Raw genomic sequence first — 14,150 nt, 5'->3', positions numbered from 1 at the left:
GCAGTTATGGCGGATCGGCACGATACGGTGGCGCTGGCCTGGGTCAAAGGGGCGATTGCCGATTGCCTGGGCCAGGCGCGCCTGACCCTTGAACACTTCGCCGCCGAGCCCGGGGACGAAGCCGTGCTCGACGGTTTCGTCGAACAGCTGCATCAGGTGCGTGGCTGCCTGCTGATGCTCGAACTCAACGGCGCGGCCCTGCTCGCCGAAGAAATGGAACAACTGGGCCTGGCCTTGCGTCAGGGCCGCGCCAGCCAGCGCGGTGAAGCGCTGGGCGCGCTGTTTCGCGGCCTGGAGCAGCTGCCGCTGTACCTTGAGCGCCTGCGCAGCGCCCGCCGCGACCTGCCGCTGGTGGTGCTGCCGGTGCTCAACCAGTTGCGCGCCGAGCGCGGCGCCCAGGCCCTGGCGCAGGACAGCCTGCTAGCCAGCAGCCCCGCCGACGCCGAGGAGCTGGCCAACCTCGACCTGTACCTGGGCACCTGGCGCGATCGCCTGCAGGCCGGACCTGACCGCGATGCCTTGCGCTCCGTTGTCGCCGCCCTGTGCGAAGACCTCAAGCGGGTCAAGGAGCGCCTCGACCAGTTCGTGCGCGGGGATCGCCAGCAACTGGATGAACTGGAGCCGCTGCTGGCGCCGTTACGGCAGATCGCCGATACCCTGGCAGTGCTCGGCTTTGGTCAGCCGCGGCGGGTGATCATCGATCAGGTGCTGGTGCTGCAAAGCCTGGCCCAGGGCCAACGTGAGCCGGCCGATGCGTTGTTGATGGATACTGCCGGCGCGCTGCTGTATGTCGAGGCAACCCTGGCCGGGATGGTCGGGCCGCTGGAGCAGAACAGCCAGAGTCCGCTACCGGGCACCGATCTGGCCGAGATTCGCCAGCTGGTGCTGGAAGAAACCTTTGCCGTGATGCAGCAGGTCAAGGACCTGATCGGCGATTGCCTCGACGCCGGCTGGCAGCCCCAGCGCCTGCAGCCGCTGCCGGGCTTGCTGCAACAGGTTCGTGGCGCCCTGGCGATGCTGATGCTGCCGCGCGCAGCGGCGTTGATCGGTCATTGCGGCGACTATGTGCATGAGCAACTGCTGGGCAGTGAAACCCTGACAGATCCTGCTGCCCTGACCGAACTGGCCGAGGCCCTGAGCGCCTGCGAGTGCTACCTGCAATGGCTGATTGCCGACCCCCAGGCCAATCCCTCGCGGTTCCTCGAGGCGGCTCAGCACAGCCTTGCTGCCTTGGGTTATCGCCTTGAGCCAGAACCTGCGGCGCTGGTAGTGCCTGCTGTAGTGGCGCCCGAAGAAACGCCGATCGATGACGAGTTGCGCGAGATATTCCTTGAAGAAGCCAACGAGCTGTTGCCGTTGCTCGATGAAATGTGGGCGCGCTGGCAAGCCGACGGCGCCGATCGCGACGCCCTGATCGAACTGCGCCGGGGCCTGCACACCCTCAAGGGCAGTGGGCGCATGGTTCGAGCGCAGGTCCTGGCAGAGCTGGCCTGGGCGGCAGAGCATTTTCTCAATCGAGTGCTGGAAGGCCGGGTAGAGATTGGTGATGCACCGCTGGCGGCGTTGCAGCAGGCCCTGAACAAGCTACCAGCACTGCTCGGTGAGTTCGCCCAGGCCCTGGCGCCGGCCCATCCCGAGGTCGAACAACTGGCCGCGCACCTGCACGCACTGGCCATGAACGATCCGCACAGCGAGACCGAGGCCGACGAAGCCATCGACCCGCAACTGCTGGAGATATTCCGCAACGAGGCCCTGGGGCACCTGGACAGCCTCGAAGCCTTCTTGCACGAGGCCGACAAGCACCTGCCGCTGCCGGTCAGCGACACCCTGCAGCGTGCCCTGCACACGCTCAAGGGCAGTGCGGCGATGGCCGGGGTAGTGCCGATTGCCGAGCTGGCCGGTGCCCTGGACTTGCTCGCGCGTGAGTTCAAGGCTCATCAGCTGGCCTTCGATCTGGAGGAAATCTACCTCCTGGAAACTGCAGAGCCGCTGCTGCGCCGTGGCGTGCAGCAGTTATCAAGCACGCCGCTGGCAGCGATAGCCGGGGCGGCGATGCTGATTGACGATGTTCACCAGGTGGTCGATGCACGCCTGCAAGCGTTGCTCGATGCGCCGAGCCAGGGCCTGCGGGTCAAGCGCGACCCGCAACTGATTGCCAGCTTCCTGGCCCAGGGCATGGACATCCTGCTCGACGCCGAGTCGTTGCTGCTGCGCTGGCAGGAGCACCCGGGCGAGCGCCAGGAACTCAATGCCCTGCTCGATGAACTGACCACCCTCGGCCAGAGCGCGCACCTGGCCGACCTGTGGCAGGTGGATGAACTGTGTGAGGCCCTGCTTGATCTTTATGGGGCAGTGGAAGAAAGCAGCCTGGCGGTCAGCCCGCGATTCTTTAACGAGGCCCAGAGCGCACATGAAGCGCTGATCGACATGCTCGACCAGATCGCCGCCGGCCAGGAAGTCGACCCGCGCCCGGAACGTCTGCAGGCCCTGCGTGAACTGCTCGACGAAGGTCTCGACCCGTCGGCCATGGGCCTGGTCAGCAGCCAGGGCGGAGCCATCACCGAGCTTGCCAGCGCCACCGCCGAACTGGCGGCCCAGGCTCCGGACTTAGCCATGGTCGAGCTGTTCCTCGATGAAGCCAGCGACATTCTCGACAGCGCCGACCAGGCCCTGGCGCGCTGGCTGCTGGATACCGACAACGCCTCGGCACTGTCGTCGCTGGCCCGTGACCTGCAGACCCTCAAGGGCGGCGCGCAGATGGCTGCCATGGGTGCGTTCGAAGTGCTGGCGCAGGAGCTTGAACTGCTTTACGAGGGCCTGGTGGACCGACGCTTCAGCGCCGGTGCCGAGCTGTTTGCCCTGCTCAAGCGCAGCCATCAGCAATTGGCGCAGATGCTCGAACAATTGCAGCAAGGCCAGGTGCCCGCCGCCCAGGTCGAGCTGCTGGCGGCGCTGTGCGAGTTTCGTCATGACGCACCGCCGCCAACGCCAGTGGACAAGCCAGTCGAAGCGCAGCAGGACGCTGGCGACAAAGAGTTGCTGGAGATCTTCCTCGAAGAAAGCCTCGACCTGGTCGAAAGCTCCAGTGCGGCCTTGCTGCGCTGGCAGGCCGAGCCGCGCAATGGCGTCGAGGTGGAAAACCTGCTGCGTGACCTGCACACCCTCAAGGGTGGTGCGCGAATGGTCGAGATCGCCCCGATCGGCGACCTGGCCCACGAACTGGAATTTCTCTACGAGCTGCTCGCCGCCGGCCAGTTGCAGCCCAGCCCGGCGCTGTTCAGCCTGCTGCAGAACTGCCATGACCGCCTGGCCCACATGCTCGACGCCGTGCGCCTGCAACAGCCGCTGCACGCGGCCACGGCGCTGATCGACTACATCCGCAATTTCAGCAGCGCAGCACTGGCCGACACCGCCGCCAGCCAGGCGCACCCGGACACGGCACCGCCGGAGCTGCCGGTGACCGCGCCTGAACGTGGCGCTGGCGATATGGTCAAGGTGGCCTCGGAACTGCTCGATGATCTGGGCAACCTGGCCGGGGAGAACTCGATCATCCGTGGCCGCATCGAGCAGCAGGTCAACGATGCGCAAGTGGCCCTTAACGAGATGGAAACTACCCTGGAGCGCATGCGCGACCAGTTGCGCCGCCTGGATACCGAAACCCAGGGGCGCATCCTCAGCCGCCAGGCCGATGGCGACGGCCAGGCCTACGAAGACTTCGACCCGCTGGAGATGGACCGCCATTCGCAACTGCAGCAGTTGTCGCGGGCGCTGTTCGAGTCGGCCTCCGACCTGCTCGACCTCAAGGAAACCTTGAGCGTACGCGCCCATGACGCGCAGAGCCTGTTGCAGCAGCAGGCGCGGGTCAACAGCGAACTGCAGGAAGGCCTGATGCGCACGCGCATGGTGCCGTTCGAGCGCCTGGTGCCGCGTTTGCAGCGGGTGGTGCGGCAGGTGTCCAGCGAGCTTGGCAAGCAGGTCGAACTGGTGATCGGCAATGCCGAGGGCGAGATGGACCGCAGTGTGCTGGAACGCATGATGGCGCCGCTTGAGCATATGCTGCGCAACGCCGTCGACCATGGCCTGGAGTCGCGTGAGGCGCGCCTGGCGGCCGGGAAGCCGGAGCAGGGGCTGATCTCGCTGAACCTGCTGCATGAGGGCGCCGATATCGTCATCGAGATGACCGACGACGGTGCCGGGGTGCCGCTGGAGGCCGTGCGGCGCAAGGCGATCAAGCGCGGCCTGCTCGACCCTGCCGCCGTGCTCAGCGACCACGAGATCATGCAGTTCATCCTCCAGCCGGGGTTTTCCACTGCCGAGAAGATCACCCAGATTTCCGGGCGCGGCCTGGGCATGGACGTGGTCCATGAAGAGGTCAAGCAGCTTGGCGGTTCGATGATGATCGAGTCGAACCCGGGCAAGGGCGCGCGCTTCCTGATTCGCCTGCCGTTCACCGTGTCGATCAACCGGGGCTTGATGGTTCACTACGGTGACGAGCAGTACGCGATTCCGCTGAACACCATCGAAGGTATTGTCCGCGTGCCACCGGCCGAACTGGAAGCGTGTTACCAGCTCGACCCGCCGCACTACCAGTACGCTGGACACCGCTATGAGCTGCGCTACCTGGGCGAATTGCTGCAGGGCGCGACGCAACCAAAACTTTTGGGCCAGAGCCTCCCGCTGCCGGTGTTGCTGGTGCATTCCCATGATCAGCAATATGCCGTGCAGGTCGATGGCCTGGCGGCCAGCCGCGAGATCGTGGTCAAGAGCCTTGGGCCGCAGTTTGCTGGGGTCCAGGGGTTGTCCGGGGCGACTTTGCTGGGTGATGGCCGGGTGGTGCTGATTCTCGACTTGCTCGGTCAGTTACGCGGTTTGCAGCAGCAGTTGGTCCTGCACCACCGTGGCAGCGATGGTCAGCGTCGGGAAAACCTCGGCAGCGTGCCGGCGAGGCCGCTGCTGGTGATGGTGGTGGACGATTCGGTCACCGTGCGCAAGGTTACCGGGCGCCTGCTCGAACGCCACGGCATGAACGTGCTGACCGCCAAGGACGGGGTCGACGCCATGGCCCTGCTGCAGGAGCATCGTCCGGACATTCTCCTGCTGGACATCGAGATGCCGCGCATGGACGGCTTTGAAGTCGCCACGCAGATTCGCCACGATCCCAAGCTCAAGGACTTGCCGATCATCATGATCACTTCGCGTACCGGCCAGAAACACCGCGACCGGGCCATGGCCATTGGCGTCAACGACTACCTGGGCAAACCCTATCAGGAATCGGTACTGCTGCAGAGCATTGCCCAATGGAGTCGCCGCGATGCTTGAGCAGCCCGCCCGGCATAACCGGCGCAGCAGCCTGACCGGCTTGCTGTTGTCCTTGAGCGACCGCTGTCTGGTGCTGCCCAATGTTGCCGTAGCCGAGCTGATCGGCTTTCAGCCCGGCAGCCCGGCGCTGGAGCCGCCTGAGTGGTTGCTTGGCTGGATCGACTGGCGTGGCCAGCGCTTGCCGCTGCTCAGCTTCGAGTCGGCCTGCGGTGGTCAGCTACAGGTTGGCGAACGGGCGCGGATCGTCGTGCTCAATGCTCTGGGCAGCAGCCCGTTGCGCTTTGTTGCCTTGCTGGTGCAGGGCATCCCGCGTTCGTGCAAGCTCGACAGCCAGCTCAATTATGTCGATGTACCGCTGGCAAGCCTGGAACTGGCGGCGGTGCAGGTAGGCGAGCAGGTGGCGCGGGTGCCGGACTTGCCCGCACTGGAGCAATTGTTGGTGGACGCAGGGGTGGTTTGAAACATTTGCCTGTGTAGGATGGAAGGCCTGTTTCTGGTCAGGAGGATCCTGCTGCATGTATCACGGTGAACGTTTCAATGCCTGGACCCATCTGGTCGGTGCCGTGCTGGCCTGCATCGGCGCCATCTGGTTGCTGGTGGTGGCAAGCCTGCAAGGCGACCCCTGGAAGATTGTCAGCCTGGCGATCTATGGCTTTACCCTGCTGTTGCTCTACAGCATCTCGACGCTTTATCACAGCGTACGCGGCAAGGCCAAAGTGATCATGCGCAAGCTCGATCACCTGTCGATCTACCTGTTGATTGCCGGCAGCTATACGCCGTTCTGCCTGGTCAGCCTGCGCGGCCCCTGGGGCTGGAGCCTGTTCGGGGTGGTCTGGGGGCTGGCGGTTATCGGCATGCTGCAAGAGATCAAGCCGCGCTCCGAAGCGCGGGTCCTGTCGATCATCATTTATGCGCTGATGGGCTGGATCGTGCTGGTGGCGGTCAAGCCGCTGCTGGCCAGCCTCGGCGCCGCAGGCTTTGCCTGGCTGGCGGCCGGTGGTGCGTTCTACACCATCGGCATCATCTTCTTCGCCTACGACAGCCGCTTTCGCCATTGGCATGGCATCTGGCACCTGTTCGTGATTGCCGGCAGCCTGCTGCACTTCATCGCGGTGTTTTTCTACGTACTCTAGAAGTCGCCCCACAGCTGCTGGGCGACGGCCAGGGCCACCACCGGCGCGGTTTCGGTGCGCAGTACCCGCGGGCCCAGGCGCGCGGCATGGAAGCCGGCAGCCTTGGCCTGTTCGACTTCCGCTTCGCTGAGGCCACCCTCGGGGCCGATCAGAAAGGCCAGGGTGGCCGGCTGCTGATGGCTGACCATCGGTTCTGCGACCGGATGCAGGACCAGCTTGAGGTCCTGGTCGCAGGCCTTGAGCCAGTCGGCGAGCAGTTGCGGCGTGTGGATGATGGGCACGCTGGAGCGCCCGCACTGCTCGCAGGCGCTGATTGCCACCTGGCGCCAGTGAGCCAGGCGCTTGTCGGCGCGTTCATCCTTCAGGCGCACTTCGCAGCGCTCGCTGACGATCGGGGTGATGGCGCTGACGCCCAGCTCGGTGGCCTTCTGGATTGCCCAGTCCATGCGCTCGCCACGGGACAGGCCCTGGCCGAGGTGAACCTGCAGGCTTGAGTCGGCTTGCCCGGCGAAGGCTTCGTCGAGCTGCACACGCACGGATTTCTTGCCGACCTCGAGCAGGTGGCCGCGAAACTCCTGGCCACTGCCATCGAACAGTTGCACGGCGTCGCCGACGGCCATGCGCAGCACGCGGCCGATGTAGTGGGCCTGGGCTTCGGGCAGGTCGTGGGCGCCGAGGCTCAGGGGGGCGTCGATGAAGAAGCGGGACAGTCTCATGTACTAACTCTAGAAAATAGGTGGGCAGTTCGGGCGCCATCGCTGGCAAGCCAGCTCCCACAGGATCGGTGAACTCTGTGGGAGCTGGCTTGCCAGCGATGCTTTTTTCTAGCCCGGATCGCGGAAGTCGGGATGGAAATCAGCCGGCACCGCCACACTGACGCTGCTGCTGGTGGCAATGTCGATGCCCTCGGTGGCCACCTCTGCGAGGAAGTCGATCTGCTCCGGGGTGATCACGTACGGCGGCAGGAAGTACACCACGCTGCCCAGCGGGCGCAGCAGGGCGCCACGGCCCAGGGCGTGCTCGAAGACCTTCAGGCCACGGCGTTCCTGCCACGGGTAGGCGGTTTTGCTGGCCTTGTCCTGAACCATCTCGATGGCCAGGGCCATGCCGGTCTGGCGCACTTCGGCGACATGCGGGTGGTCGACCAGGTGCGCGGTGGCGGATGCCATGCGCTGCGAGAGGGCCTTGTTGGCCTCGATGACATTGTCCTGCGCGAAGATATCCAGGGTCGCCAGTGCCGCAGCGCAGGCCAGCGGGTTGCCGGTGTAGCTGTGCGAGTGGAGGAAGGCGCGCAGGGTCGGGTAATCGTCGTAGAAGGCGCTGTACACCTCGTTGGTGGTCAGGCAGGCGGCCAGCGGCAGGTAGCCGCCGGTCAGGGCCTTGGACAGGCACAGGAAGTCCGGGCGTATGCCGGCCTGTTCGCAGGCGAACATCGTCCCGGTGCGGCCAAAGCCCACGGCGATTTCGTCGTGGATCAGGTGCACGCCATAGCGGTCACAGGCCTCGCGCAGCAGCTTGAGGTACACCGGGTGGTACATGCGCATGCCGCCAGCGCCCTGGATCAACGGCTCGACGATGACCGCCGCGACCGTGGCGTGGTGTTCGGCCAGGGTCTGTTCCATGGCCGCGAACAGGTTGCGTGAGTGTTCCTCCCAGCCCATGCCTTCGGGGCGCAGGTAGCAGTCCGGGCTCGGCACCTTGATGGTGTCGAGCAGCAGTGCCTTGTAGGTCTCGGTGAACAGTGGCACATCGCCGACCGACATCGCCGCGATGGTTTCGCCGTGGTAGCTGTTGCTCAGGGTGACGAAGCGCTTTTTCTCCGGCTGACCCTTGTTCAGCCAGTAGTGGAAGCTCATTTTCAGCGCCACTTCGATGCAGGACGAACCGTTATCGGCGTAGAACACCCGATCCAGGCCTTCAGGGGTGATCTGCACCAGGCGCTCGGACAGCTCGATCACCGGCTGATGACTGAAACCGGCGAGGATCACGTGCTCGAGCTGGTCGACCTGGTCCTTGATACGCTGGTTGATGCGTGGGTTGGCATGGCCGAAGACGTTGACCCACCAGGAGCTGACGGCATCGAGATAGCGCTTGCCTTCGAAGTCTTCCAGCCACACGCCTTCGCCACGCTTGATCGGAATCAGCGGCAGTTTTTCGTGGTCTTTCATCTGGGTGCAGGGGTGCCACAGGACCTTGAGGTCACGTTGCATCCACTGTTGGTTGAGGCCCATTTCGATTCTCCTGGCGACGGCGGCTCGGACATGCCGCGCAAGCCTATGCAATGCGTCGGTCGAGAACAACCCATGCGCTGCAATCTGGGTGCGGGCGTTGCTGGCGGGGGCGCTTGGCGTGGCGTATCCTTCGGCTATTCTTTCTGGGGGGATCCCCCCAAACACTTCTGCTTTTATCCGGAGTTCGCCAAATGTCTGCTGGTTGGCTGCGCGCCTGTGCGCTGGTAATGATAGGACTGTTCAGCGGCGCTGCGCTGGCCAAGGACAAGGCCCCGACGGCAATCGTCGTCGGTGGCGGTCTGGCCGGCCTGACAGCCGCCTATGAGTTGCAGAACAAGGGCTGGCAGGTGACCCTGCTGGAAGCCAAGACCGGCATGGGCGGGCGCTCGGGCCTGGCGACCAGCGAATGGATCGGCAACAGCAAGGCCCAGCCGGTGCTCAACCAGTACCTGGACACCTTCAAACTCAGCACCTTGCCGGCACCGGAGTTCGTGCGGACCCCGGGTTACCTGATCGACGGCGAGTATTTCAGCGCTGCCGACCTCACCACCAAGCAACCGGCCACCGCCGAGGCGCTCAAGCGTTATGAGAAGACCCTCGACGACCTGGCGCGTTCGATCGACGATCCGCTGAACCCGGCGGCCAACAGCACCCTGTTTGCCCTCGACCAGCTCAACGTCTCCGGCTGGCTCGACAAGCTGCAGTTGCCGGCCACCGCACGCCAGTTGGTCAATCAGCAGATCCGTACCCGCTACGACGAGCCGTCGCGCCTGTCGCTGCTCTATTTCGCCCAGCAGACCCGCGTCTACCGTGGTGTCAGCGACCGTGACCTGCGCGCCGCGCGCCTGCCAGGCGGCAGCCCGGTACTGGCCCAGGCCTTCGTCAAGCAACTCAAGACCATCAAGACCCAATCGCCGGTCAGCGCCATCATCCAGGACAAGGACGGCGTCACCGTCAAGGTCGGTAGCGTTGGTTACCAGGCCGATTACGTGGTGCTGGCCGTGCCGCTGCGCGCCCTGTCGAAGATCCAGATGACCCCGGGCCTGGACACCAAGCACCTGGCCGCTCTCAAGGGCACCAACTACGGCTGGCGCGACCAGCTGATGCTCAAGTTCAAGACGCCGGTATGGGAAAGCCGCGCGCGGATGTCCGGCGAGATCTACAGCAACACTGGCCTGGGCATGCTCTGGATCGAGCCTGCGCTCAAGGGTGGCGCCAACGTGGTGATCAACCTGTCCGGCGACAACGCGCGTCTGCTGCAAGCCTTTGGCGACAAACAGATGGTCGACCAGGTGCTGATCCGCCTGCACGCCTTCTACCCGCAGGCCCGTGGCGCCTTCACCGGCTACGAAGTGCGCCGTTACAGCACCGACGTCGGTACCGGCGGCGCGTATCTCGCCTATGGCCCGGGCCAGATCAGCAAGTACTGGCGCCTGTGGGAGCGTCCTGTGCAGCGTATTGCCTTTGCTGGCGAACACACCGATGCGATGCACCCGGGGACCCTCGAAGGCGCCCTGCGCAGTGGCCAGCGTGCTGCCAGCCAGGTCCAGGATCTGGCGGCCGGCAAGTCGTTCGAACCGGCCAAGGCTGTTGCCGCTACGGCCGCTGCAGGCACCGCTGCTGCGGCGGCGAGCAAGGGCAACTTCTTCAGCAACCTGTTCAGCGGTTCTTCCGACAAGACGGCCAAGGCCGAGGAGCCGGTGAAGAAGGAAGAGGGCAAGCCTGGCTTCTTCAAGCGCATGTTCGGTGGCGATGACAAACCGGCCCCTGCGGCCAAGCCTGCCGACGTGGCACCGACCTCAGCCCCGGTAGATGCACCAGCACCTGCGGTGGCACCGGTAGCCAAGGAAGAGCCGGCCAAGGCGCCGGTGAAAGCGGCCCCGGCCAAACCTGCGGCCAAGCAGGCACCGGCGAAAAAGCCGGTGGCCAAGGCCCAGCAGCCGAAGAAGACTGCAGCCAAGGCTGCGCCCGCGAAGAAAGCCGCCGCCAAGGCGGAGCCGGTGAAAAAGCCGCTGGCCAATACCCAGGCCAAGGCGCAGTAATGCGCTGACTTCATCGCCGGCAAGGCCGGCTCCCACAGGGTTAAGCACACACCGAACCCGTGGGAGCCGGCCTTGCCGGCGACGGGCCGCGCGGCGGCCCCCAGACCCAACGGGGCTTCCCTTCCCACGTGGTTAATGTTTCCTTAATGGCTCCGCTTCATACTAAAGATCGTATTTCTCGATATTTCAAAGCGAAATTTTCCGCTTTAAATCGATAGATAACTCGTTAGTCTTGAGCACAGTTCTTACAGGGAAACACGGCAATGCAACTGCGCAATTCACCTTCTCGTTATGGCTTTGTCAGCATCGTCCTGCACTGGGGTGTTGCTCTGGCTGTATTCGGCCTGTTCGGCCTGGGCCTGTGGATGATGGGCCTGGACTACTACAGCCCATGGCGCAAAGACGCTCCCGACCTGCACAAAAGCATCGGTCTGGTACTGCTGGGTGTAATGCTGCTGCGTGTGCTCTGGCGCTTTATCAGCCCGCCGCCACCGGCACCGGTCAGCCACAGCTCGCTTACCCGCCTGGCCTCCAAGGCCGGCCACGGCCTACTGTACCTGGGGCTGTTCGCGGTGATGATTGCCGGCTACCTGATTTCTACCGCCGATGGCGTCGGCATCCCGGTGTTCGGTCTTTTCGAAGTGCCAGCGCTGGTCAGCAACCTGCCCGACCAGGCCGACGTCGCCGGCGAGATCCATTTCTACCTGGCCTGGGGGCTGGTGATCTTTGCCGGACTGCACGGCCTGGCAGCCCTGAAACACCACTTTATCGACCGTGACGCGACCCTGATCCGCATGCTGGGCCGCAAAGCTTGATGTTCAACCTCAACTCCAAAGGGATATAGACGCATGTTGAAAAAGACTTTTGCCGCTCTGGCGCTCGGTACCGCACTGCTCTCGGCCGGCCAAGCCATGGCAGCAGACTACAAGATCGACAAGGAAGGCCAGCACGCCTTCGTTGACTGGAAGATCAGCCACCTGGGTTACAGCTTCATCCACGGTACCTTCAAGGATTTCGATGGTTCCTTCAGCTGGGATGCCACCAAGCCTGAAGCCAGCAAGATCGCTGTCGACCTGAAAACCGCCAGCCTGTGGTCGAACCACGCCGAGCGTGACAAGCACATCGCCAGCAAAGACTTCCTCGATGTGAGCAAATTCCCAGAAGCCAAGTTCGTCTCCACCAGCGTCAAATCGACCGGCGAGAAAACCGCTGACGTGACCGGCGACCTGACCCTGCACGGCGTGACCAAGCCGGTGATCTTCAAGGCCACCTTCAACGGTGAAGGCAAGGATCCATGGGGCGGCGAGCGCGCTGGCTTCAACGCCACGACCAAGCTGAACCTGAACGATTTCGGCATCAAGGGCCCGGGTCCTTCTTCGCAGACCCTGGATCTGGACATCTCGATCGAAGGCATCAAGCAGAAGTAATTGCTGCGCAACAAACAAAAACGCCGCCCCTAGGGGCGGCGTTTTTGTTGGCGCGCTCGCTGAATCAGCGGTTACGCGTCAGCAGCGCAGGCTTCTCGCCACGCGGACGGCTTGGCAGCTGTTCGAGCTGTTCGGCAGTCGGGAAGCGGTCGATCTTCGACTCTTTGTGCACAATCTTTGGTTGCGGCTGGCCTTCACGCGGATTGCGTACGGCCGGCTCTTTGCTCGATTGTTCGTCCCGAGCCGGGCGGCGATTGCGACCGCCACCGTCACGGCTGCCACCACCATTACGGGCACCACCACCGCGCTTCTCGCCGTTGGCCGAAGCACCGCCGCCGCTGCGCGGGGCGTTGTTGCTGCGCGGCTGGCCGCCGCGTGGCTGGCCACCGGTACCGGCGCCCGCCTGGGCAGGTGCGCCCGGGCGACGGTTGCGGCCCTGGTTGCCCTTGTTCTGGTAAGGGCTGACGTAGTCGGCGCGGTTACCGAAGTTATCCACTTCGTCATCCAGAAACTCTTCCGGATCACGATTGGCTTGCACCGGCGCAGTGCCTGGCTGGGAGGACTGGGCCTGACGCGGCTTGTTGTCGCGAGGCTTGCGCTCCTGGCGGCCACCAGCGGATTTCTCCGCAGTTTTTTCCTTGTCCTTGTCGCGGCCTTTGTCTTTGCCCTGGTCCTTGCCCTTGTCCTTGCGACCGCCGCTGCCGGCATTGCTGCCATCGGCACGCTGGCCACGGCCACCGCGAGGATTGTTTTGCGGGCGTTCACGGGTTTCGGGTTTTTCTGCTTCGACTTTGGACGCGTCAAAACCCATCAGGTCGCCATCAGGGATCTTCTGGCGGGTGACGCGCTCGATGCTCTTGAGCAGCTTTTCTTCATCCGGGGCGACCAGCGAGATGGCCTCGCCCGAACGACCGGCACGGCCGGTACGGCCGATACGGTGGACGTAGTCTTCCTCGACGTTGGGCAGCTCGAAGTTGACCACGTGCGGCAGCTGGTCGATGTCCAGGCCTCGGGCGGCGATGTCGGTGGCGACCATGATGCGCACGGTGCCGGCCTTGAAGTCGGCCAGGGCCTTGGTGCGCGCGTTCTGGCTCTTGTTGCCGTGGATTGCGGCGGCGGTCAGGCCGTGCTTTTCCAGGTACTCGGCCAGGCGGTTGGCGCCATGCTTGGTACGGGTGAAGACCAGAACCTGTTCCCAGGCACCCGTGGTGATCAGGTGAGCCAGCAAGGCGCGCTTGTGGCTTGCCGGCAGGCGGTAGACGCGCTGCTCGATACGCTCGACGGTGGTATTGGGCGGCGTGACTTCGATGCGCTCGGGGTTGTGCAGCAGCTTGTCGGCAAGGTCCGTGATGTCCTTGGAGAAGGTTGCCGAGAACAGCAGGTTCTGGCGCTTGGCCGGCAGGCGGGCAAGGACCTTCTTCACGTCGTGGATGAAGCCCATGTCGAGCATGCGGTCGGCTTCGTCCAGCACCAGGGTTTCGACGTGGGACAGATCAACGCTGCCCTGACCGGCCAGGTCGAGCAGACGGCCCGGGCAGGCCACCAGCACGTCAACGCCCTTGGCCATGGCCTGAACCTGCGGGTTCATGCCGACACCACCGAAGATGCAGGCGCTGACGAATTTGAGGTCGCGGGCGTAGACCTTGAAGCTGTCGTGAACCTGGGCGGCCAGTTCGCGCGTCGGGGTCAGCACCAGGACCCGCGGCTGGCGTGGGCCATGACGCTGGGACTTGTCCGGGTGACCACCGGGGAACAGGCGCTCAAGGATCGGCAGGGCGAAGCCGCCGGTTTTACCAGTACCTGTCTGGGCGGCAACCATCAGGTCGCGGCCTTGCAACACGGCGGGAATGGCCCGCTGTTGCACCGGAGTGGGCTGGGTGTAGCCCGCTGCCTCGATAGCGCGGACTAGAGCCTCGGAGAGACCGAGGGAAGCAAAGGACATGAGTAATCCTGTTCTAATGGGGGCTGAGCCCGATGGGATAATCTTGCCTGGCGCGA

Annotated in this window: 9 protein-coding genes; 6 read left to right on the top strand and 3 right to left on the bottom strand. The window is 64.3% G+C overall.

Annotated elements, in window-relative coordinates:
- The first annotated feature begins 6 nt into the window (after window positions 1-6).
- The 3 genes from CCOS864_RS26020 to trhA are packed head-to-tail and all read left to right on the top strand — an operon-like array spanning window position 7 to window position 6,452.
- Complete coding sequence (locus CCOS864_RS26020) at window positions 7-5,319, top strand: hybrid sensor histidine kinase/response regulator (RefSeq protein WP_115089243.1); 5,313 nt, start codon at window positions 7-9, stop codon at window positions 5,317-5,319.
- Entirely contained in the window at window positions 5,312-5,779 is a 468-nt protein-coding gene (locus CCOS864_RS26015) for a chemotaxis protein CheW (protein ID WP_115089242.1), read from the top strand. The genes CCOS864_RS26020 and CCOS864_RS26015 overlap by 8 nt, the downstream gene beginning before the upstream one ends.
- A gap of 55 nt (window positions 5,780-5,834) precedes the next feature.
- Window positions 5,835-6,452: a PAQR family membrane homeostasis protein TrhA gene (trhA, locus tag CCOS864_RS26010; protein ID WP_115089241.1), complete on the top strand. Its 618-nt coding sequence runs from the start codon at window positions 5,835-5,837 to the stop codon at window positions 6,450-6,452.
- Here the strand turns inward: trhA and CCOS864_RS26005 are convergent.
- Together CCOS864_RS26005 and CCOS864_RS26000 are read right to left on the bottom strand one after the other, a co-directional pair.
- Complete coding sequence (locus tag CCOS864_RS26005) at window positions 6,449-7,168, bottom strand: 16S rRNA (uracil(1498)-N(3))-methyltransferase (protein WP_115089240.1); 720 nt, start codon at window positions 7,166-7,168, stop codon at window positions 6,449-6,451. The genes trhA and CCOS864_RS26005 overlap by 4 nt on opposite strands.
- A 108-nt stretch (window positions 7,169-7,276) precedes the next feature.
- Entirely contained in the window at window positions 7,277-8,683 is a 1,407-nt protein-coding gene (locus CCOS864_RS26000; RefSeq protein ID WP_115089239.1) for an adenosylmethionine--8-amino-7-oxononanoate transaminase, read from the bottom strand.
- Window positions 8,684-8,874: 191 nt separating this feature from the next.
- Between CCOS864_RS26000 and CCOS864_RS25995 the strand changes: the two genes are divergently transcribed.
- From CCOS864_RS25995 to CCOS864_RS25985, 3 genes are all read left to right on the top strand, one after another.
- On the top strand, window positions 8,875-10,725 hold the full coding sequence (locus tag CCOS864_RS25995; RefSeq protein WP_115089238.1) for a flavin monoamine oxidase family protein: 1,851 nt from the start codon (window positions 8,875-8,877) through the stop codon (window positions 10,723-10,725).
- 263 nt (window positions 10,726-10,988) lie between these two features.
- Window positions 10,989-11,540: a cytochrome b gene (locus CCOS864_RS25990; protein WP_115089237.1), complete on the top strand. Its 552-nt coding sequence runs from the start codon at window positions 10,989-10,991 to the stop codon at window positions 11,538-11,540.
- A gap of 33 nt (window positions 11,541-11,573) precedes the next feature.
- The gene (locus tag CCOS864_RS25985; RefSeq protein ID WP_115089236.1) at window positions 11,574-12,152 is read left to right on the top strand and encodes a YceI family protein; all 579 of its coding nucleotides are present in this window, start codon (window positions 11,574-11,576) and stop codon (window positions 12,150-12,152) included.
- 64 nt (window positions 12,153-12,216) lie between these two features.
- On the opposite strand, the gene CCOS864_RS25980 is transcribed toward CCOS864_RS25985, so the two are convergent.
- Entirely contained in the window at window positions 12,217-14,094 is a 1,878-nt protein-coding gene (locus tag CCOS864_RS25980; protein WP_115089235.1) for an RNA helicase RhlE2, read from the bottom strand.
- Window positions 14,095-14,150: the final 56 nt, after the last annotated feature.

The organism is Pseudomonas wadenswilerensis, from assembly GCF_900497695.1.
Taxonomy (GTDB): domain Bacteria; phylum Pseudomonadota; class Gammaproteobacteria; order Pseudomonadales; family Pseudomonadaceae; genus Aquipseudomonas; species Aquipseudomonas wadenswilerensis.
Note: the sequence above shows the minus strand (reverse complement) of the source record. Positions and strands in the feature narration are given on the sequence as shown.